Source organism: Candidatus Poriferisodalis sp., from assembly GCF_965208485.1.
GTDB lineage: Bacteria > Actinomycetota > Acidimicrobiia > Acidimicrobiales > Poriferisodalaceae > Poriferisodalis.
The window spans coordinates 2,387,497-2,407,732 of the sequence record NZ_OZ242344.1 but is presented as its reverse complement, the minus strand read 5'-3'; the positions used below and the strand labels follow the sequence as shown (position 1 = coordinate 2,407,732).

15 protein-coding genes are annotated in these 20,236 nt (G+C 68.1%); 4 read left to right on the top strand and 11 right to left on the bottom strand.

Going from position 1 to position 20,236, the window contains the following annotated elements:
- Positions 1-55: 55 nt before the first annotated feature.
- Positions 56-574, top strand: coding sequence for an LLM class flavin-dependent oxidoreductase (locus tag ACOGXQ_RS11320; protein ID WP_419943775.1), 519 nt, complete (start codon positions 56-58; stop codon positions 572-574).
- Here the strand turns inward: ACOGXQ_RS11320 and ACOGXQ_RS11315 are convergent.
- Entirely contained in the window at positions 564-1,436 is an 873-nt protein-coding gene (locus ACOGXQ_RS11315) for an IS5 family transposase (protein ID WP_419947325.1), read from the bottom strand. The genes ACOGXQ_RS11320 and ACOGXQ_RS11315 overlap by 11 nt on opposite strands.
- Between ACOGXQ_RS11315 and ACOGXQ_RS11310 the strand changes: the two genes are divergently transcribed.
- On the top strand, positions 1,341-2,276 hold the full coding sequence (locus tag ACOGXQ_RS11310; RefSeq protein ID WP_419943774.1) for an LLM class flavin-dependent oxidoreductase: 936 nt from the start codon (positions 1,341-1,343) through the stop codon (positions 2,274-2,276). The two genes, ACOGXQ_RS11315 and ACOGXQ_RS11310, sit on opposite strands and share 96 nt — an antisense overlap.
- 250 nt (positions 2,277-2,526) lie before the next feature.
- On the opposite strand, the gene ACOGXQ_RS11305 is transcribed toward ACOGXQ_RS11310, so the two are convergent.
- Positions 2,527-2,796 carry a DUF4143 domain-containing protein gene (locus tag ACOGXQ_RS11305; protein WP_419943773.1) on the bottom strand — a complete coding sequence of 90 codons (270 nt, stop codon included), beginning with the start codon at positions 2,794-2,796 and terminating at the stop codon, positions 2,527-2,529.
- Positions 2,797-3,326: 530 nt separating this feature from the next.
- Here ACOGXQ_RS11305 and ACOGXQ_RS11300 point away from each other — a divergent pair.
- Positions 3,327-4,484, top strand: coding sequence for an MFS transporter (locus ACOGXQ_RS11300; RefSeq protein ID WP_419943772.1), 1,158 nt, complete (start codon positions 3,327-3,329; stop codon positions 4,482-4,484).
- 899 nt (positions 4,485-5,383) lie between these two features.
- Complete coding sequence (locus tag ACOGXQ_RS11295; RefSeq protein WP_419943771.1) at positions 5,384-6,220, top strand: transposase family protein; 837 nt, start codon at positions 5,384-5,386, stop codon at positions 6,218-6,220.
- A gap of 56 nt (positions 6,221-6,276) precedes the next feature.
- On the opposite strand, the gene ACOGXQ_RS11290 is transcribed toward ACOGXQ_RS11295, so the two are convergent.
- The 9 genes from ACOGXQ_RS11290 to ACOGXQ_RS11250 all read right to left on the bottom strand — a co-directional run bounded on the left by ACOGXQ_RS11290 (position 6,277) and on the right by ACOGXQ_RS11250 (position 19,978).
- The gene (locus ACOGXQ_RS11290; protein WP_419943770.1) at positions 6,277-8,658 is read right to left on the bottom strand and encodes a leucine-rich repeat domain-containing protein; all 2,382 of its coding nucleotides are present in this window, start codon (positions 8,656-8,658) and stop codon (positions 6,277-6,279) included.
- 25 nt (positions 8,659-8,683) lie between these two features.
- Positions 8,684-13,531: a S8 family serine peptidase gene (locus ACOGXQ_RS11285; protein WP_419943769.1), complete on the bottom strand. Its 4,848-nt coding sequence runs from the start codon at positions 13,529-13,531 to the stop codon at positions 8,684-8,686.
- A 29-nt stretch (positions 13,532-13,560) separates the two neighbouring features.
- Positions 13,561-14,901 (bottom strand): hypothetical protein, encoded by a 1,341-nt coding sequence (locus ACOGXQ_RS11280; protein WP_419943768.1) that lies wholly within the window; start codon positions 14,899-14,901, stop codon positions 13,561-13,563.
- A 218-nt stretch (positions 14,902-15,119) separates the two neighbouring features.
- Positions 15,120-15,335 carry a hypothetical protein gene (locus tag ACOGXQ_RS11275; RefSeq protein ID WP_419943767.1) on the bottom strand — a complete coding sequence of 72 codons (216 nt, stop codon included), beginning with the start codon at positions 15,333-15,335 and terminating at the stop codon, positions 15,120-15,122.
- A gap of 26 nt (positions 15,336-15,361) precedes the next feature.
- A complete protein-coding gene (locus ACOGXQ_RS11270) occupies positions 15,362-16,780 on the bottom strand; it encodes an RCC1 domain-containing protein (RefSeq protein ID WP_419943766.1) in 1,419 nt (472 codons plus the stop codon).
- A 265-nt stretch (positions 16,781-17,045) separates the two neighbouring features.
- Positions 17,046-17,366, bottom strand: a complete 321-nt coding sequence (locus ACOGXQ_RS11265; RefSeq protein ID WP_419947381.1) for an integrase core domain-containing protein — start codon at positions 17,364-17,366, stop codon at positions 17,046-17,048.
- A 733-nt stretch (positions 17,367-18,099) separates the two neighbouring features.
- Positions 18,100-18,432, bottom strand: coding sequence for a helix-turn-helix domain-containing protein (locus ACOGXQ_RS11260; protein WP_419943765.1), 333 nt, complete (start codon positions 18,430-18,432; stop codon positions 18,100-18,102).
- A gap of 195 nt (positions 18,433-18,627) precedes the next feature.
- Positions 18,628-19,602, bottom strand: coding sequence for a transposase (locus ACOGXQ_RS11255; protein ID WP_419943764.1), 975 nt, complete (start codon positions 19,600-19,602; stop codon positions 18,628-18,630).
- Positions 19,541-19,978 carry a hypothetical protein gene (locus ACOGXQ_RS11250; protein WP_419943763.1) on the bottom strand — a complete coding sequence of 146 codons (438 nt, stop codon included), beginning with the start codon at positions 19,976-19,978 and terminating at the stop codon, positions 19,541-19,543. Before ACOGXQ_RS11250 ends, ACOGXQ_RS11255 begins: the two co-directional genes overlap by 62 nt.
- Positions 19,979-20,236: the final 258 nt, after the last annotated feature.

Genomic DNA, 20,236 nt, shown 5'->3' with positions numbered 1-20,236 from the left:
CCCCGCTGGTCACGGCACACTACGAGTCCCGCCGTGCCTCTCGAAGGGATCCCGCATGCGTTTCAGCATCTTCTACGAGCACCAGTTGCCGCGTCCTTGGGACGATGGCGCCGAGGCGCGGATCATCCACGAGGCGCTCGAGCAGGTGCAGCTTGCCGACAAGCTCGGCTTCAGCACAGTGTGGGAGGTGGAGCACCACTTCCTCGAGGAGTATTCGCACTCCTCGGCGCCGGAGGTGTTCCTGTCGGCGTGCGCGGCGACCACGGAGAGCATCCGCATCGGTCACGGCATCGTGCCGGTGCTGCCGGGCTATAACCACCCGGCCCGGGTGGCTGAGCGCATCGGCACGCTCGACATCATCTCGGGTGGCCGGGTCGAGTTCGGCACCGGGGAGACGTCCAGCGACATGGAGCTCGGCGGCTTCGGGATCGAGCGAGCCGACAAGCGTGCCATGTGGGAAGAGGCGGTGCCCGAGATCGCCAAGATGATGGCGCAGTCGCCGTATGAGGGACATACGGGCAAGTTCTTCTCGATGCCGGCGCGTAACGTGGTGCCTAAGAGCGTCAGCGGATAGGTGGTTCGGTGGGCTGCCAGCGGTTGCGGTGGTCGATGAGTTTGATGACGATGATGAGCGTTATGGCGAGGGCGAGTTGGGCGAGGCGGTGCTGGGGTTTGCGGTCGGTGTTGCGTCGTAGCTGCCCGTAGTTGGACAGCCAGGAGTTGGTGCGCTCCACTGTCCAGCGCAGCCCCATGGGGGCGGCGGCCGGTTTGGGGTCTGTGGTTGTGGGGGGCCGCTTGGCGGGCCGCTCGATGTCGGCGATGCCTGCTTTGTGGACGGCCCGGTCGACGCGGGCGCCGATGTAGCCGCGGTCGAGATGGACGGTTTCGATGTCGTGGTGCAGGCCTCGGCGTTCGATCTCGGCGAGGGTGGGCTCGAACAGCATGATGTCGTTGCGGTTCGCGCCGTCGGCGGCCCACGCGACCGGGGTGCCCGCCGCGTCGGTCGCCAGCGACCACTTCCAGCCCAGTTTCCGCCTGTCAACAGGGCTTTTGCCAGTCCCCGCCCCGCCGCAAGGGGCCTTGTGGACCGAGCCGTCGACGCACAGATCGGCGAGCCGCAGGCCCATGATGCGGTCCCACGCGGCGATCGCCTCGGCCGCGATGTGATCGAACACCCCGGCGGCGACCCATTCGTCGCGGCGCGACCGCAGCGTCGTGTCAGACACCTCGCCGTCCAACAGGTGCTCAACGGACTCCCACGAGCAGCCCGTCACCAGCCTGATGATGATCCCCCGCAGGCACAGCCGATCCGATATCCGAGGCCGGTGACAGCCCAGCGGATGCGACCGGGGACGAGCCAACCGCGGCTCGACCGCAGCCCAGATGACATCCACCACCACCTTGCTCAAAGCGCGCATGATGAAACCGGCCTCCACGGTCGTCAAGTTCAGGACAACCCGACCAATACACCGGCGAACCAGACGACCCGTGGACGGCCGCCTATCCGCGCGGCCTCTAAGCCCATCCAGCGCCCGCACCCGCCGATGTGGGTGGCATGCAGCCAGCGCGACACGATCCTGATGGCGGGCCGGCGAGGCCTCGGCGCGCTGAGCTTCTCGTTCATCGATCCCGACGAAGCCCGCCAGTGGGTGTCGGACTACTACGCCGCGTTCGAGGCGTGCACCGACCCGGCCAGCTTGGCGCCGAACCCCAACATCGCGGTGACGACGGGTTTCATGTGCCACCCCGACGAGCAGACGGCGATCGACCGGGGCCTCGACGGCTTCCACTTCTTCGCGTACTCGCTGCTGCACTACTACGCCTTCGGCACGCATACGCCGGGCGCGACCGACATCTGGAGCCAGTTCGAGGAGAACCGCGAGGAGATGGGGTTCGCCAAGCTGACCGCGACGGTGCAGGCTGCCGTCGGGTCGCCAGGCGCCGACAGCTTGGTGGCCAACGGCGGTTTGGATTCGCTGCGCGGGTGCATCGGCACACCGGATCAGATCCGCGAGTTCGTGCGGGCCTACGAGGACGCCGGGGTCGACGAGCTGATCTTCGTGAGCCAGGCGGGCCGCAACCGCCATGAGCACATCTGCGAGTCAATGGATCTGTTCGCCAAGGAGGTCATGCCCGAGTTCGCCGAGCGTGCTCCCGAGCGGGAAGCCCGTAAACGTGAGCGCTACGCGGAGACCATCGAGCGGCTCCAGAACTTCGGTGGCCTCGACCTGACACCCGAAGTCACCACCACCGTCCGAGCCGCCGCCAGCGCCTGAGTTTCATCATGGGCCAAGCGCGGTGATCGGGACGACGGTGGTGCCGTCGGGGCGGTCGTAGCCGTAGCCAGCCGACGTAATGATCAGGAGTTTTGAGGGTTCGCCGACTCGCGACGTGTCCACTTTCGCGCGAAGTCGCAGCAGCGACCGAGCGGCCTGCTCGATGTCGCGCTCACCGCCGAGCTTGACTTCTGCTGCAATCCAACGGCCGTCGCGCGCTTCGATGACGACATCTGCTTCGAGCTGATCGCTATCGCGGCTGATCGCTATCGCGATAGCGGGAGACGACAGCGCGGTTGAGCTGGCTGTAGATGCGCAGATCCCGTACTGCCAGCGACTCGAACAGGAATCCGAGCGCTTCGAGGTCTGACAAGAGCCGCGACGGACTACCACCGAGGGCGGCGGCTGCAAGCGACGGATCGACGAAATGGCGCTTGGGCGCAGCCCGCAGCTTGGCTCGCGAACGAAAATGGGATCGCCAAGACGGAACGTCTTCGACACCTCGGGAGCGAGCTGCCATTCGTCCAGCAACCTCGGCTCGGGTCCTTCGAGAGCAAGACCTGGAGCCACTGACACGGAGCGTCGGGCGTTCAGATCGCGGTCGAACAGGACTTCACTGCGAGCAAATCGGCGACCTGTCCACGTCTTGCCGCAGCCTTTCGGCCCTTCGATGACGACGGTAGGCATCGCTTCGAGTGCGGCCGCGACGGCGGCGTCGGTGACGCGGTCCACGTAGCCTGAGGGTTCGAGAGTGTCGAGCATGACTTGCCGTTGCGCTGCGAATCGAGCGGGCCTCCGACCGCGGATCTTGCAACTTATTGGGCGTTTAGCCTACAGTTTGTTGGCATTCTGACTTACAGTTTGTGGGTTTTCTGGCCGATAGTTTGCGGGAAACGCCGGTGAGCCAAGCGGGCCACTACCGCCACGAGGACATCTGCGAGTCGACGGATCTGTCCGCTCGGGACTCGCCGTGCCTGAGTTCGTCAAGGGACCGCCCGGCTGCTGCCAGCCGTTGGGAAGTAGCGTGCGGGGGCTTATGGGGGGACGGCGGTGAACGGCGAGTGGCGCCGGTCGCTGCTCTATGTCGGCGGATCGATGGGACCGCTCGGCACCTTTGTGATGCTGCCGATGTTCCCCGAGCTGCGCACGACGTACTCGGTCACGACAGCTCAGCTCGGCTGGGCACTGTGGTGCTACTTGGTGCCCTTCGCGGCGCTGTTGCTGGTGTCGGGCACGATTGCCGACCGCTGGGGCCGTTCCCGGATTCTCCGGCCCGCTGTCGCCCTGTACGCCGTGGCGACCGCAGCATGCGCCCTCGCCCCGTCCTACATCTGGTTTCTGGCCGCCCGGTTCGCCCAGGGCTCGATGAACGCATTCATCACGCCGCTGCTGCTGGCAGCCCTGACCGAGTCCGTCGCGGCGTCGGGTGTCGGCCGGATCGTGGGCCGCTATGCGGCCGGTCAGGCGCTCGGCCAGCTCACGGCCCCGATCCTCGGCGGACTGAGTGCCGATGTGAACTGGCGGCTGGCCTTCTTGGCGACAGCTGCACTCGGTATGGCCATTGCGATGCTGATGCCGAGGGTGGCCGACGCCAGCCCACGGTCCGTCGGCGAAGCGCAGACGCTGGGCGCTCCCGCGCGCTGGCGCTCCTTGCTGCGGCGCCCGCTGCTGCTGCTGGCGGCGACAGCGCTGCTGAGCGCGCTCGGCCCTATCGGGTCGCGGGTGCTCGTGGGGCTGAGCAGCCGCGATGTCATCGGGCTGACGGGTTCCGGAGCCGGCCTGCTGTTGTTTGCGGGCGGGGTGGCCGGCATGGCGGCGGCACCGCTGTGGGGCATCGTGCTGGATCGCTGGGGTGGGCGTCAGGCAGCCGCCGTCGCCATCACGGTGTGCTCGGGACTCGTTGCGGTGCTGCCGGCCGCCCGGTCGGCCTGGGTTCTGGCGGTGATCTGGTGTGTCGCGGGCGCCGCGACGCAGACCGTCGTGGTCAGCTTTCAGTCGCTCGCCTCGGTGGCAGCCCCGGACAACCGGGCGGGCACCCTGTCGTTCACCTTGTCGCATCGCTTTGCGGGCCACGCCGTGGGTTCGGTGCTCTGGCTGCCGGTGTTCACGGTCAGCCCGACCATCGCCTACCTGGCCTCGGCCGGGATCGGCCTGCTCGCCCTCGCCACCGTGCTCGCAAGCGGCCTCAACACGCTGGACCAGCGATGAGCACCGATAGAGCTTGCCGTCGATCTGGCCGTCCTCGCGGTCACCGGCCGGGCATTTGCAGGCGACTCGCGTGTAGGGTCGCTCCGGTGCTGAAGGCCAGATCGATCCCCGTCCGTTGCTCCCGTGCGAGCGGGAAGAGCACCACATGCATTGACCTGCGGCCACGCTCCGGTCTCCACGTCTGCGCCGCTGTCTGGCGTCAACTTCGCCGGTGACCGCCGATGGCGAGCGAGGGTTCAATCGAGCGTGCCAGAGTCCTTGGTTGGCACGCGCTGTCGGATCGGCAGTGAGCCGAACGAGAAGCGCCTCCTTGAGTGTCCGCAACGTGCCATCCGCGGGCCGGCGGATGTCAACCGACACATGGTGCGCTGATCGGTCTCGGACACATCGCGCGCAGTCTCGCTGCAACTCTGAGGTGCTGTTCGCAGTCGCGCTTGGAGCAGCTCAGTGATCGGCACGGTGTCGACCGGCGTCGCATGGAGCGTTTACATAGACGGTCTGAACTTCTATGCGGCTGTTCGCAATAGACCAGCAGAGAAGTGGTCGGATCTTGCACCGCCCACTCATCTGGCAATACGCCCACTCATCTGGCAATAACAGAGGCCCCTCGCAAGGAGGGGCCTCGGGTCCTGAACGTCGAAGCGAGCAGGGTGTTATGCCACAAGGATAGCAACTGACTGAGGCGAAGTCCACCAATCGGCCACCTGCGATGTCGCTCTTCCTGCACAGAAACCTGACTGCCAAGGCTAACGGAGGCAACAGAAGCGGAGATCACCGAATTCGTATGAGTCGCCGCCGACGACGAAACCGCAGGTCAGGGTGGTGTTTTGATGAGGACCGGCGAACAAGGAGGCGCTTCGCGGTTTTGTGGGATGAGGTGGCGCTGAAGGTCCGTTGAGGTGGGTCGAGGCCCTGCTGGGATCGGTTTTTGGAGACGCCGAACCCTGGAGGGCCTCGATGGCGAGTGGTGTTGTGTCGGTGCGGTTGTGGCTGCGGCAGGTCAAGGCGCTCGGGGTGCTGGTCGACGCGTCCGGGGGTTGGTGGTGGGGGTGTGCTCGACGGCGACGCGGCCGGTGTGCTCGGACTGCGGCGAGAGAAGCGGGAGGGTCCATGACCGGCGCGCCAAGAGGGTCCGGGACTTGGGGGTCTCGGGCGGGCCGGCCACGCTGATGTGGGGCCGGCGGCGGATGGACTGCGACGGCTGCGGTCGGCGGTTCTTGGAGGATCACCCGGCGTTGGAGGGCCGCGTCGCGGCCCGTGTGGCGCGGCGGCTGGCGGCCGATGCCCGCGACATGTCGGTGTCGGCTGTGGCGCGCCGTCATCGGGTGGGCTGGCACGCGGTGACGGCGCTGGCGGTCGCGTACGCGGGTCTGGTGGGGGATCATCGCCGCCGCCGCCGGTGCGGGGTGCTTTGGGCGGACGAGACCTCGGTCCGCGAGCGGCGCCGGCATGTGACGGTGCTCGTCAACGGCGACACCGCCAAGACCCTCGCCGTGGTGGCTCACCGCAGCGAGGCGGCCCTGTCGGGCTTCCCGGCCGCTCAGGGGCACCGACGGCAAAAAGGCGTCAAGTCAGAGCGGCGCGGGACGCGCTCGGCGAGCTGCGCGGCCTCTGTCTCGCGAACGACCGCAACAGCGCCCTCCAAGCGCTCGACCGCTTCGCGGACATCTACGGCGCCGGGCAGATCCTCGACTGGCGCCTGGGAGCCCGGAGTCGCCTCGGCGTCCGAGCGCTGACCCGGCATCCGCGAGCGGACCCGGAGCAGGCGTGTCCGCGGTCCCCGCACCGCAGGTCAGGGTGCCGGGTGCTGGTCGTGCTGGCCGTGGATGACGAGACCGGCGATGGCGTCGAGCGGGGCGAAGCCGGTGATGCGGTTGCCGCCCGAGTACAGGGTTCGCAGACCGGTGAGCCCGCCGAGGGGCGTGATGTCGGCGATCCGGTTGCCGGCGATGTTGAGCAGCCCAAGACGTGTGAGCCCGCCGAGGGGCGTGATGTCGGCGATCCGGTTGGCGTCGAGATGCAGCCAGCCCAAACGGGTGAGGCCGCGCAGCGGTTCGAGGTCGGCGATCCGGTTGCGGCTGAGCTGCGCGCTTCGGAGGCTCATCAGGCCGCGCAGCGGCTCGAGGCTGGCGATGCTGTTGTCGGCAGCGAACAGCCCGGCGAGCTCCGTGAGCCCAGCAAGAGGGGCGAGGTCCGCGCTGCCGGTGTTGGTGATGCGCAGATGCTCCAAGCTCGCGAGCCCTGCGAGGGTGTCGATGCTGTCGAGAGGGTTGCCCGACAGCATCAGCCAGTCCAGCCTCGCGAGCCCGCCGAGGGGCGTGATGTCGGCGATCCGGTTGGCGATCAGCCCCAGCCGCTCCAAGCCCGTGAACCCCGCCAGCGGCGAGATGTCGCTGATCTGGTTGAAGTCCAAGAACAGCATCTCCAAGCGGGCCATCACAGGCAGCGCGTCGATGCCGGCGATGCCGTTGCGGCCCAGGCTCAGCCAGCGCAGCCCGCCCAGGCTTCGCGGTCGCGCCAGATCAGTGAACCCATTGCCCTGCAGATCCAGCTGCTCCAGCGACCCCAGACCGGCCAGCGGCGAGATGTCCGTCACGCGATTGTTGCGCAGCCGCAGCTCCTCCAGCGCCGCAGCGTGCTCGAGGCCGCTCAGACTCTCGACGCGGCCCGCCGCGCCGCTGCCCACGTGAGCCAGCCGAGCCAGGCCGCCCAGCTCGGACTCGGTCACGGTCTGGGCGGCGGTGTGACCCAGCGCGGCGCGCACGACACCGGCGAGCACGCCGTCCGCGAACACGACCACGCCGTCCTGCTGGGGACGCGCATGCACCGTGGCAGCGAGCGCGTCCAGCGGCGTCGGGTCAGAGATGCGGTTGTGGCGCACATCGACATAGCCCAGCCCGCTCAGACCCGACACAGCCGACACATCGGCGATGTCATTGTGAGACAGCCACAACGACCCCAACGCCGACAGGCCCGCCGCCGCCGCGACATCGACGATGCCGTTGCCGTGCAGATACAGCGCCTCCAAACCGGTCAGCGCCGACAAGCTGCTGATGTCCGCGATCGCGTTGGCCCCCACCCCGAGCGTCTCCAAAGCGGTCAGGCCCCCCAGCGGCGACACATCGGTGATTTGGTTGTGGCCCAGGTGCAGCTCGACGAGGCCCCTCAGCGACGCCAACGGCGCAACGTCGGCGATGTCGTTGCCGTACAGATACAACGCCTCCACACCAGCCAGCCCCGACAAGGCGCCGACATCAGCGACCCGGTTGCCGCCGACGTTCAGCCGCCGCAGACCCCCAAGCCCCGACAAAGCGGCGACATCGGCGATGTCGTTGTGAGACAAATCCAGCACCCCCAGCCCCGTCAGGCCCCCCAGCGGCGATACATCGGCGACCGCGTTGCCGCTCAGCCCCAACACCTCCAACCCCGCAAGGCCCGACAGCGCGGAGACATCCGCTATCGCGTTGCCGTCGAGCACCAACTCCGACAGCGAACCCAAACAGCCCAACGGCGAGATGTCCGAGATGTCGTGACCGGACAGATCCAACGACACCAGCCCCGACGCGTGCTCAAGCCCCGACAGGCTCGCAACCCGCGGCCCGTCCGCCAACGCCGGCGCCCGCAAAGACGTCAGCCCGGCCAGATCGCCCGCCGTCACCGAAGCATCGGGCGCTTCGCCCAGCACCCGCACGACAGCAGCACGCAGCACTCCGTCAGCGACGGCTACAGCCTGGTCCGGCGGGACCGGTGTGCCCGTGCACACCACGGCGCCAGAAGAAGCGCCGGTTGCGCCCCGCGACAACCGGCTGCTCGCACGCACCGACGCGGTCGCGCCCTCGAATGCGCCGCGCGCGCCGCCGGAGTCCTTTCCCGCCAGAACGCCGCAATCCGCTGCCGACGCGCAGCCCACCGAATCGTCACGGCGCTTCGCCTGCGCGCCTGCGCCCGATCCGCTGACCGCACGACCCATCGACATCGTGGCTCTCTCGAAGAGCGGCCGAGACCGCAGCACCCGCACCGCGTACAGCGCCGACGCCACCTCGGGCGAGCGCCCAGCGACACTCAGCGTCACCACCACAGACGCGGCGGGCTCCAACTCGGCGAACCGCTCGCCCCAGCACACCACCGTGGCATCGGTCTTCACCCCGCACGAATGCCACCCCCCAGCAGACACCGAACTGAACGAACCCGACGGCGCATCAGACTGCCCGGAACCGCTCGCCCCAGCACGCCACCGTGGCGTCAGTCCTCACGCCGCACGCATGCCATATCCCAGCAGACACCGACGCGAACGAGCCGGCGGGAGGCGACGCCCGGCCGTCATCGTTGTACCCCCAGCACACCACCGTGGCATCGGTCTTCACCCCGCACGAATGGAACCCCCCAGCCGACACCGAACTAAACGAACCCGACGGCGCACTTGCCCGGCCGTCGCCGTTGTACCCCCAGCACACCACCGTGGCATCGGTCTTCACCCCGCACGAATGGAACCCCCCAGCCGACACCGAACTAAACGAACCCGACGGCGCGCCTGCTTGACCGTCGCCGTTGTGACCCCAGCACACTGCCGTGGCGTCGGTCTTGACGCCGCACGAATGGAATCGGTCAGCAGACACCGAGCTGAACGAACCCGACGGCGGCGACGCCCGTCCATCGAAGTCCGAACCCCAACATGCCGCAGTCCCATCAGACTTCACGCCGCACGAATGCCACCAGCCCCCAGACACCACGCTGAATGAGCCCGACGGCGGCGACGCCCGGTCGTCGGGGAACCCCCAGCACGACGCGGAACCACCAGACGCCACAGCACAGGTGTGCCACGAACCCGCCGACACCGAACCGAACGCGCCCGACGGCGCCGCCGCCTGCCCATAGGAGTCATAACCCCAACAGACCGCCATCCCGCCAGATGTCACGGCGCACGAGTGCTCATCGCCAGCCGACACCGACACCACAGAACCCGACGGCGCCGCCGTCCCGCCGTCAGGATGACCCCAGCACGCCACGGTGCCGCCAGATTTCAGGCCGCACGAGTGCTCATCGCCCGCCGACACCGAATCGAACGAACCCGACGGCGTCGAGGAAACCTGACCCCAGGAATCACTCCCCCAACACACCACCGTGTCATCGGACTTCACCCCGCACGAATGCGAACCACCAGCAGACACCGACACGAACGAACCCGACGGCGCCGACGCCTGACCCTGAGAGTCATCACCCCAACACGCCGCCGTGCCGCCAGACTTCACCCCGCACGAATGCAAACCGCCAGCAGACACCGACACGAACGAACCCGACGGCGCCGACGCCTGACCCTGGGAGTCATCACCCCAGCACACCACGCTGTCGTCGGACTTCACCCCGCACGAATGCGAACCGCCAGCAGACACCGACACGAACGAACCCGACGGCGCCGACGCCTGACCCTGGGAGTCATCACCCCAACACGCCGCCGTGCCGCCAGACTTCACGCCGCACGAATGCAAACCGCCAGCAGACACCGAACCGAACGAACCCGACGGCGCATCCGATTCCCCAGCAGAGTCATCGCCCCAGCACGCCACCGACCCACCCGATTTCACACCGCACGAATGGCCCCACCCCGCTGACACCGACGCAAACCCCCGATCAGTGCCCAACGCCACCTGATGACCCGGCATCGGATCGACCGCACCCGACAAAGGCGGCACCGCATCCTCAGGCAACACACGCACAGTGCCGTTCACGGCCCTGTACTCCACCGTCAACTCAGCCACATCGGCCCCCGCAACCGTGCGGTACCCGGTCACGCCCGAATCGAACGCCGGGTCCAACGCCAACGCCGGGCACTGCGGCGAGCACTGCGGCCCCGACCCGCTGGGGACCAGCCGCAGCGAATCCAACCTCGGCGGCGAGGAGATGTCGATCCGGTAGGAGCGCGTCTCGCCGAACCCGAACAGGGCTTGCACGCGAATCGTTACCCCGTCGCCGTCGACCAGCGCGACCGGCGAGGACCGGTCAATCTGTTCGCAAACCCGTCGCCGCCCCGAGGTAGCGCAGATGCGGCTGTGGGTTCGGACCTCATCAGCGGAGGCGCGCAGCGTCGCTGTGGTCTCGCTGGTCCTCACGGTGTAGCTGGTCACCTCCGGGCTGAAGCGCCCCGACAGCAGATCCACCCCGCCGGCAGTCAGAGACAGGCTGCTGAGCTGCCCCTGCCGGGGCGCCCGGCCATCTCCGTTGTGGCCCCAGCAGCGAACCCTGCCGTACACGCTCAACGCGCAAGCGTGACGATCACCCACAGCCACCTGCGAGTAGCGGCCCCGAGGCGCAGCCAGCCGACCATCGGCACTGTCGCCCCAGCAGCGCAAGCTCCCGACGTTGGATACCGCGCACATGTGATGGGAGCCCGCGTCCAGCGACACGAACTCGCCCTCAGGCACATCGAGCACCCCGCGGCTGTTCGAACCGAAGCACTCCAACTCGTGGTCCTCGTCGATCACACACGTATTGACTGCCCCAGCGGCGATCTGGCGAGCGATCACGGCCGAACTGGCGGGCGGATAGCGGCTCCCGAGGATCTGTCCCCAGCACAACAGGCCCGTCTGCATCGACACAGCGCAGCTGTGCTCGCCCCCAGCCGCTATCTCGGTGACATTCGCCTGCGCCACGGTGAACACCCTCCAAGGCGAGTCGGTCTGCCCCACAGCGTTGTCACCCCAGCACACCACCGGCCCATTGAGCCGCACCCCGCACACATGACGATCCCCGACCGCCACCTTCTCAAAACGGCCATCAAGCGCCGTCGCGCCATCAGTATCCAGCACGCGACGCCCGACCACATCAGCGGTCACCTCAGCGGGAACGTCACCCCAGCACTGCACCGCGTGATCAGCCACCCGCACCCCGCACACAAAATCAGCCCCCGGCGACGACGACAACGAACGGAACGCCACATCAGGCACCTCATCCACCACCGAAGCCAAACCCCAGCACGACACCGCGCCGTTGTCCCGCACCCCACACGCGTGACGCGCACCAGCAGACAACGACCGGAACCCACCCTTGGAACCCACTGGCCCCAACGCATCCACCAGCCTGCCCAACTCGATGATCGCCGCGGCCGGGTCCACAATCCCGTGGCCGTACTCGTCGTCACGCACAACGTCCGTGGGATGACGCGCACTGTCTTCCAACGCACGCCGCACCTGACCCACCGTCGCCCCCGGATAACGATTCAGCATCAACGCCACCACCCCCGACACAAACGCCGACGCCGCCGACGTGCCCCCTGACTCCCAGACGCAATGCGTGCTCGAGCAAGCCTTCTGGGTGGTGAGGATCTTGTGGCCCGGAGCGGCCACGTCTACGACTTCATTGGAAGTGCTGAGTTCCGTACGGTTTCCATCGCTGTTGATGGCAGCCACCGCAATCACATCGTCGAAGACAGCCGGCGTGACCCGTGCGTTGTGCTCAGAACAGCGTTCCCATTCCCACTTCCTCTTCTTCACATACTCCGGTTCCTTCTCGTCATCTTCTGCATTGATGTCCCTCGTCTCAACGTCGTCGCTGCCGCAATTGCCCGCGGCTGCGACGGCCACTACTCCCAGCATCGTCGCGGCCCGCAGCGCGAGTTCCCAGGTGTCGGTGGAGGGGATGCCGACGCCGCCGACATCAATATCGCTTCGGTCATGGCGATTGGTGTCGAAGAAGGACATGTTGATGACCCGCGCGCCGCCGTTCACGGCAGCCGCGATCGCCGTAGGCGGAGTCATTGCGGCCGACCGTTCCACGGGGTCAGAACAATCATTGCCTGTTGAATCGACATTCAGTCCCTTGATTCCCAAGGGCATGATTCTCGCTTCGGGCGCCACGCCGGCGACATGGCCGCCGCCGAGCTCTGCTGCGATGATGCCCGACATCCGGGTGCCGTGACCGCGACGGTCCCTGACGTGGCAGCCGCGGCCTTCCACGATGCGGTGGTTGGTGTTCGCGACCAGCGGGTCGTCTTCGTTCTCGGTGAAGTCCGGGTGGGTGATGTCCATTCCGGTGTCGAGCACTGCCACGATCACCTGTGCACCAGGGTCGTCGTTCCATCGTGCCCACAGCGCGTTCATCGTGGGCTGCGGCAGATGCCACTGCACTGCCGTGACATCGTCCTTCGCAGCGAGGCCGCTGTCGTTGTGATGCCCGCCGGTGTGGCTGTGAGCGTCGCTGCCGTGGCCAGGAACGAGCTGCCTCGCCGGTTCGCCGACGGCGTGAACGCTCGCGTCTGCTGCCAGCAGTGCCCGCATTTGAGCCACGGTGCGTCCTGCCAGCGCCACGTGCTCCACCACCAGACAGCCGCCCGCAACTCGCACTACCTCGGCAACCGTGAGCGATGCGTCGGGGTCGCCGAGACTCGCTGGCGGGTCCACCACCGTCACGCCCTCCACATCCAGGGCCGGAACTGCGGAGCAGTCCGCTGCTCCGGGAGTGATGGTGGCTGCTGCTTCGCGCAAACGCTCAAGGTCGATCCCAGAGCGCGTCGGAGAGGTGAACGGATCGAACACCGGCTCCGGCGCCGCTCGCTGCGGTGACTCAACGGCCGCGGACGCAGACCACCGCGACACCCCGTACACGTTGCGGGCCCGCACCGCGAACCTCCACCGCGGCACATCCTCGGGCAAGCCGCCCACCACCGCGGAGGACCCCTCGAACTCGACGATCACGCCCCCAACCGGCTCACGCTCAGACAGCAGCAGCCAGCCACTGGGGCCGCGGAACATCAGCTCATGACCCGACGCGCCGGGCACCTCGTCCCAGCCCAGCGACGCGACCCCCGGCGACACCCGCTCGCCCTCGAACACGAAGCCCGTGCCCAGCACCGGCGCGCCGGGCACAGAGAACGAGCGCTCCTGTTGCTCAGGAGGCCCCACCTCCGACACAACCGACGCCGCGGACGACGGAACCGATATGTGCTCAGACGGTTCGACAAGGGACGCCGACGCAGGCATCGCCGCGGGTTCTGCAGCAGAGGCCGGCCGCTCAGCGACCGGCGCGACCGAGACCGCAGCAAGCGCTGTGGCCATCACAGCGCAAGCCGCGATGCGGCAATAGGTCATACCTGACTCCCAGTTTCGGAATGGTGCGGATCCATGGGTCCATCAGCCAGCAGTGCACCGAAACGCCCATCGTCTCGGCGGTCAGAATTGAGAGAGATGCACGGATACTTACAAGGCCTGCTCGGCCTGTCGCTGTTGCTGCCCCAGCAGGCCACGGTGCCATCGGTGCGGATCGCGCACGCATGCACTCCCCCTACGGCGACCTGAGCGAACTCACCCTCGGGCAGAGCAGCCGACGGGTATTGCCAATCCTCTCCATAACCGGCAAGAACAAGGCTGCGGCTCCAGATGCACTTAAGCGAGCGATCAGCGCGCACCGCGCACATCAGATCCGAGGTCCGGTCCATCGCGAGGAACTCTCCCGAGTCATCCCACGAGTACAGGCCCGGCGTCTCCAACACGACCCGAGGACGACGGACGCCGTATGTCCTGTAGTAGGCGCCATAGGACGAGCAGCCCACCGTCGCGTTGGCGCGGATGCCGCACAGGACTGCGTCGTCGGCGCTGCCGTAGCCGATCAGTCGGCCTCCCCATCCCGTCGCGAGATGGGTCCATCTGTTGTTCAACACGTTGTCGGGCGCGTCGTCGCGGACCCAGGCGTCCATCAGCCAGCGTCCCTGATCGCTCCAGCACACCACCTCCCCGCTGGTGCGCAGACCGCACGGCGGGATGCTCGCATGCACCTGCGAGAACGGCCCCTCAGGCACCGCCAACGCGCCCCTGGGCCACCGCTCGAGCTGCCCGTCAGGGCGGTAGCTGTGCCCGAGATTGTCGCCCCAGCACACCGCGGAGCCATCGGCGCGCAGCCCACACGCATACCGCTCCCCCACCGACACATCCACAAACACGCCCCCAGGAGGATCGGCCTGCCCGAAATCGTTGTCATGACCGAAGACCTCGCGATCGCGGCCCGTGCGATAGCTGCTCCAGCAACGCAGCGCACCGCCGGCCGCCACCGCGCACGCATTGCCCGCTCCGCGCTGGTCCCAGATGTCGACCTTGACGAACCGGCCCCCAGGAGGCTTGTCGAACTCGTCGCCCCAGCACACGATCTCCCCACCGGTGCGCACCCCGCACGTACGGTCCTCACCCGCAGAGATGTCCACGAACGTCCCCGACGGCGGATCCGCCCGCCCGAAGCCCGGATAGCCCGGGTAATCGTCTTCGTAAATGCGGTCCTGCGGCCACAGCATCGTGGCCGCCACCAGCACATAGGACGCCACCACCGCCCACCGCCACCACTTCTTCGGCCACGCCAAACGCACTAGACACACGAACCCCACCGCAGCCAATCCCACCGCCATCCACCGCCACCAGAACCAAACGTCAGGGTCCACAACGCGACCCTGCTTCTCGCCACTCGCGGAGCCCGGGAGCGGCCACGGTCACCGAAACCGACCAGCACCAGCCGCGGAACCACGCCCAACACCGCTGCGTGCCGCAGCCAGCAGCCGCACAGCCAAACACCACTGCGGCGACAATCGAGCCATGTGCGGCGACAATCGAGCCATGCGGCCAGCCCCGGACAGCACCCCCCGGAGAATAGTCACGCTTCTTATCTCCACTTCAACACAACGCGCCCGAGCGACACCCGCTCGCCCTCCAGCACAAAACCCGCCCCCAACTCGGGCCCGCCCGGCAAGGGCGCAGGCACCTGGTCAGCCGTCCCCAGCAAGGGCACTGTGTCGGGCACCCGCGCCGTCTCGGCGCCGGGCGTCTGCTGGGCCGCTACTGGCACCATCGTCATGGCAGCAGCAGCAAGCGCAGCCATCGCTGCAGTCAGGGCATGGGAAACTATCACGTTGCACTCCAAAGCTCAGATAGGCGGACAGTCACGCGACCTGCCGTTGTTCGGGCGGCAGCACGCTGGCCAGCAAGACGGACAGCGCCATCGCCATCGGGGCACGCACGCCGGCGGCAGGAGGTCGCTGGATTCCGGGGTCTGTCGCTGTTGTTGCCCCAGCAGGCGACTGTGCCGTCGGTGCGGATCGCGCACGCATGGACTCGCCCTGCGGCGACCTGGGCGAACTCGCCTTGAGGCGGATCAGTCAGCGCGTATCTCCAATCGTCTCGAACATCGGAGAGAATGTGTTCGCTGTGGCTCTCGGTGCAGTCGATCGAGCGATCAGCGCGCACCGCGCACATCGCATCCGAGGTCCAATCCATCACGCGGAACTCTCCTGAGCCAACCCACGGGTACAAGTCCGGCGTCACCAACACGAACGCAGAGCGGCCTGGCTCGCTGTCTCTCTCGCGGTAGGCGCCATAGGGAGAGCAGCCCACGGTCGCGTCGGCGCGGATGCCGCACAGGACCGCGTTGTCGGAGATCAGCCGGCTTCCCCATCCCGCCACTAGCTGGGTCCACTTGTTATTCAAGACGTTGTCGGGCGCGTCGTCGGGCGCCCAGGCGTCCATCAGCCGGCGTCCCTGGTCGCTCCAGCACACCACCTCGCCGCTGATGCGCAGCCCGCACGGCGGGATGCTCGCATGCACCTGCGCGAACGGCCCCTCAGGCACCGCCAACGCGCCCTTGGGCCACCACTCGTACTGCGGAGCGGTGCTGTAGCTCTTCCCGAGATTGTCGCCCCAGCACACCGCCGACCCATCAGCGCGCAGCGCGCACGCGTACCGCTCCCCCACCGACACATCCACGAACACACCCCCAGGAGGATCGGCCTGCCCGAAATCGTTGTCATGACCGAGCAACTCGAGATCGCTGCCCGAGCGGAACCGGCCCCAGCAGCGCAGCGCACCATCGGCCCCCACCGCGCACGCATTGCCCGCTCCGCGCTGGTCCCAGACATCGACCTTGACGAACCGGCCCCCAGGAGGCTTGCCGAACTCATCGCCCCAGCACACGAGCTCCCCGCCCGTGCGCACCCCGCACGTACGGTCCTCACCCGCAGAGATGTCCACGAACGTCCCCCCCGGCGGATCAGCACGCCCGAACCCCCGATAGCCCGGCCAGTCCTCCTCATAGAGGCGGTCCTGAGGCCACAGCGTCGTGAGGGCCACCAGCAGATACAGCGCCGCGACCGCAAGCCGAGACCAATGCTCGATCGCCCACCGCGACCAGTACGGCAGCCAGACCCTGAGACCGCGCTTGAGCCGAACCCTCCGCTGCGGCAACGCGTCGTCGACCAGCAACCGCAGCACCACCGCGCACACAACGCCCACCGCGATCCACCGCCACCAGAACCAGCTGTCAGAGCTCACCGATCAGCCCAACCCCAGCCGCACAAGCAACAGCACGGCCCCTGCCGACACAGCTCTCATATAGCGGCTATTACTAGCCCTGATTATTCACGAGAATTCTGTTGAGCTTCTTTTGGGCGTGTTCTTTGCTCGCTTTTTGCGGTCTGGGCGTTTTGAGGTGCTGCTGGGTGCGTCGTGGGTGCGTTGTGAGGTGTTTCTGACTTTTCGCGACAGATTGCCGGGTTTTTCAAGCAGCGTCGGCGTGCTGGCGGTGGTGTTGGGTTGGTCATGGCAGTGGTCGGTTTCGGCGGGCGTGGCGGCGTTGGGCGTCGGCTTGTCGGAGGCCGTCTCGGCGGGCTCGGCGGATCTGTTCTCCTCGGCCTTGGTGCTCGTCTTGGGGGGTGACGTATCCGATGCCTTCGTGCAGCCGGTTCTCGTTGTAGTGGGTCCGGACGCGTTCGGGCTCCCGGGCGAGATCGGCGGGACGGTCCAGCGTGTCGAGGTAGGGGTGCTCGTCTTTGAGGTGCCCGAAGAGTGACTCGATCCAGGCTTGGTCGGTGGGCGTGGATGGGCGGCCGAAGTGCTGGGCGATCGAGCAGGCGGCCATGAAGCGGGCGGTGTCGCCGGCGCGCATCTCGGGGCCGTTGTCCGACAGCGCCAGCAGCAGCGGGATGTCGTCGTGCTGAGGCGGCTCGGCGTCGGGATCGCCAAGCGGGCCGCGATCTCGTCGGTGAGCAGCCCCTCGGCTTGGAGCGCTTCGGCGGACAGCACTCGAGCGGCGACCGAGTCCGGGGTGCCGGTGAGGTGGGCGGCGATCCACTTGCGGGACACGACATCAACGATCGCGTAGGCGTGCTTGGCGGGCCGGCATCGGGGGAACTGGGTGCCGTCCCAGCACCACAGCTGGTTGGGGCGCCACTCGCACCAGCCGGGCCACGGCGAGCGAGCCGTCCGCTTGGGGCGCGGCACGCCTGCCAGGGCGAGGCCGTGGCCTGCGAGAACGCGGTCCACGCTGGACGGCGACACCCACACCCGGCCCAGACAGGAGCCCCGGTGGGCGAGCTTGCGATGGGACCGGTCGACGTCGCCCCATTCGTCGAACAGCTTCACGATCTCGTCGCGTTCCCACCCCAGCAGCCCATGGACCGCACGGCCCCCGGGGCGGGCGTCATCGAGCTGCCCCGCGTCGCGGCGCCGGGACCAGCGCCACGCCCGGCGCCGATCGATGCCCAGCACCGCGCACACCCGGCCGTGGGTCCATCCCGCTGCGGTGGCGTCGTCGATCAGCCCCAGCAAGCACTCCTTGGCGGCCCCATCGACGCGGGCGGGAACAGGGCCGCTCATCCCCAGCCCGTTTTTCCCCGCAGCACCGCCAGCTCCACGGCCTGCTCCACAACAGTGCGGCCCAGCCGCTCCACCTCCGCCCGCAACGCCGCCGCCTCGGACGCCTCGGCCCGCGTCCGGCGTGGCCGCCCAGGCTTCGACGCCCCCAACGCAGCGATCGCCCCGTCGCGTGCCACCGCACGCAAACGAGACACCACCGACCGATCCACGCCGGCCTCCGCCGCCGCCTCGGCCTGGGTGATCTGCCCAGTCAGCATCCGCACCCACAAGTCGTACTTCTGCTCCGCTGTGAGCATCTTCCTCGGTCTCCGGCCCGGCGGAGCGGTCATCGGCAGCCTCCTGCGCTGAGACCGCCAACCCTGACCGACGCTGCTCGAAAAAACTCAGAACCCGTCGCGCAAAATCAGACGCAACACAGTTGATGGCTGCGGTTGGGGGCGTTGGGGCGGGCCGGGTGTGTGTTCGGGCGCGGCGGGGCTGCCCCGCTGGGCGGGGAGCTGTGCTGGCTGGGTGCGCGGAGGGGGTCAGCGGGGGTGTGCGATGGCGAGCAGCGCTCGGGTGCCGGGGTGCTGTTCGGGCAGGCGCAGCAGGGTGCGCCGTGCGCTGGTGCACACGAGCGCTGGCAGGTGCCACAGCTGCCGGCGGAGCCGTTTGGGCGCAGCTTTGGCGAGGGCGCCTTGGAGGCAGGCGTTCTGGAACCATCCCACGAGCGCGAGGCCGGTCATGCGCATGGCGGCCCATGCGCTGTTCGCGTTCCACGCGGTGAACGCCATGCGCGACAGGCCGCTGTCCTTGAGGCGGCGCACGGCGTCGGCGACGTCGGCGTGCGAGCGCATCAGGCGGTCGAGTTGCGCGGTGTCGCCTTGCTGGTCGCTGTAGAACCCCCAGCAGCGGAAGCTGTCGCTGTCGAACAGGCTGCGCTGCGCGCCGGGGTGCCGCGGCTCGCGGCGCACCACCAGCCGTGTCCCCTCAGGCCACCCCGACAGGTCGGCGAGGTCGGTGAGGTCCGCGACCTGAGCGCGGCTGCGTTTGCGCTGCTTGGACCGTTCGGGGCTGTTGTGCCAGCGGCCCGGCTCGCCCACGACACGGCGGATCGCTGCTGAGATCGCCGGCGCGGAACGCGCTGAGACCGCGAACCCGACGTTGCGCTTCGCGAGTCCCGCCGCGAGCGTCGCTGAGCAGCCGCCGGCGTCGATGCTCACCACCAGCGGGCGCAGCGCGAGATTGCTGTCGTCGCCTTCGCGGTGGCCTGCCGCATCGACGCCGGGCAGCACCGCCACGGCCGCGTCGAGCACTTCGAGACGATCCGCGATGCTGTTCGCGGCGGCGTTGCCCGCCCGCGGCTTGACCCACAGCGGCTCCCCGTCCGCGGTCGAGCAGATCATCGGATGAAACCCGTAGCCGCGCTTGTAATGCGGCGCCGCGCCGGCCTTGTTCTCAGAGTGGACCACCCGCCAGCGTGGAGTCGATGCCGGCCACCAGCGGGCCGCTGCGGTCACGACCGGCCCACATCTGCGGGCGCACCTGCGCTGCGGCGCCCAGCAACGCCGCGGGGCCGCCCGCGCCCAGCCCGGTGATCGTGCGGTACAGCGTCGAGTCCGACGCCACACCGCCGAACAGCTCCCGCTGCGCGCGCAGATGCTCGATGTCGCTGCACGCCTCCCCGCCCGCGGCCACCGTCAACAACGCGTGCACCAGCACCGCGCCCCGATCATGAACCGGGGCGCGCTCCCCGCGTCGGGGCACCGCGGCCGACAGCGCGCCGGTCAGCCCCACACCGTCCGCGAAGCCGCCCAAAGCGAACAGTCCCGCGCCCCACACGACCCGGTCCCCGCCGCCTGCCAGACGCGCGTTCGCGACACTGATAGACTTCACCTCGCAGATGCCCCCCTGAACCCGCTGATGCGTTCCTTGCAGACATGCATCGTCGCAGGTCAGAGGGGCTTTTCCGCGGACCCAAACAACCCCGAACACCAGACTCGTGAATAATCAGGGCTAGAGCAAACATTCCCGAGAAGATTAGTCAGGCCAGTTCTTCTAATTCCGGCATGCCGACTGCGGTGTCGCATGCACCCACGCACCGGGCGAACGCGCTCAGCGAGGCCGGGAGCCCAGGACTGTCAAGGCAATCCC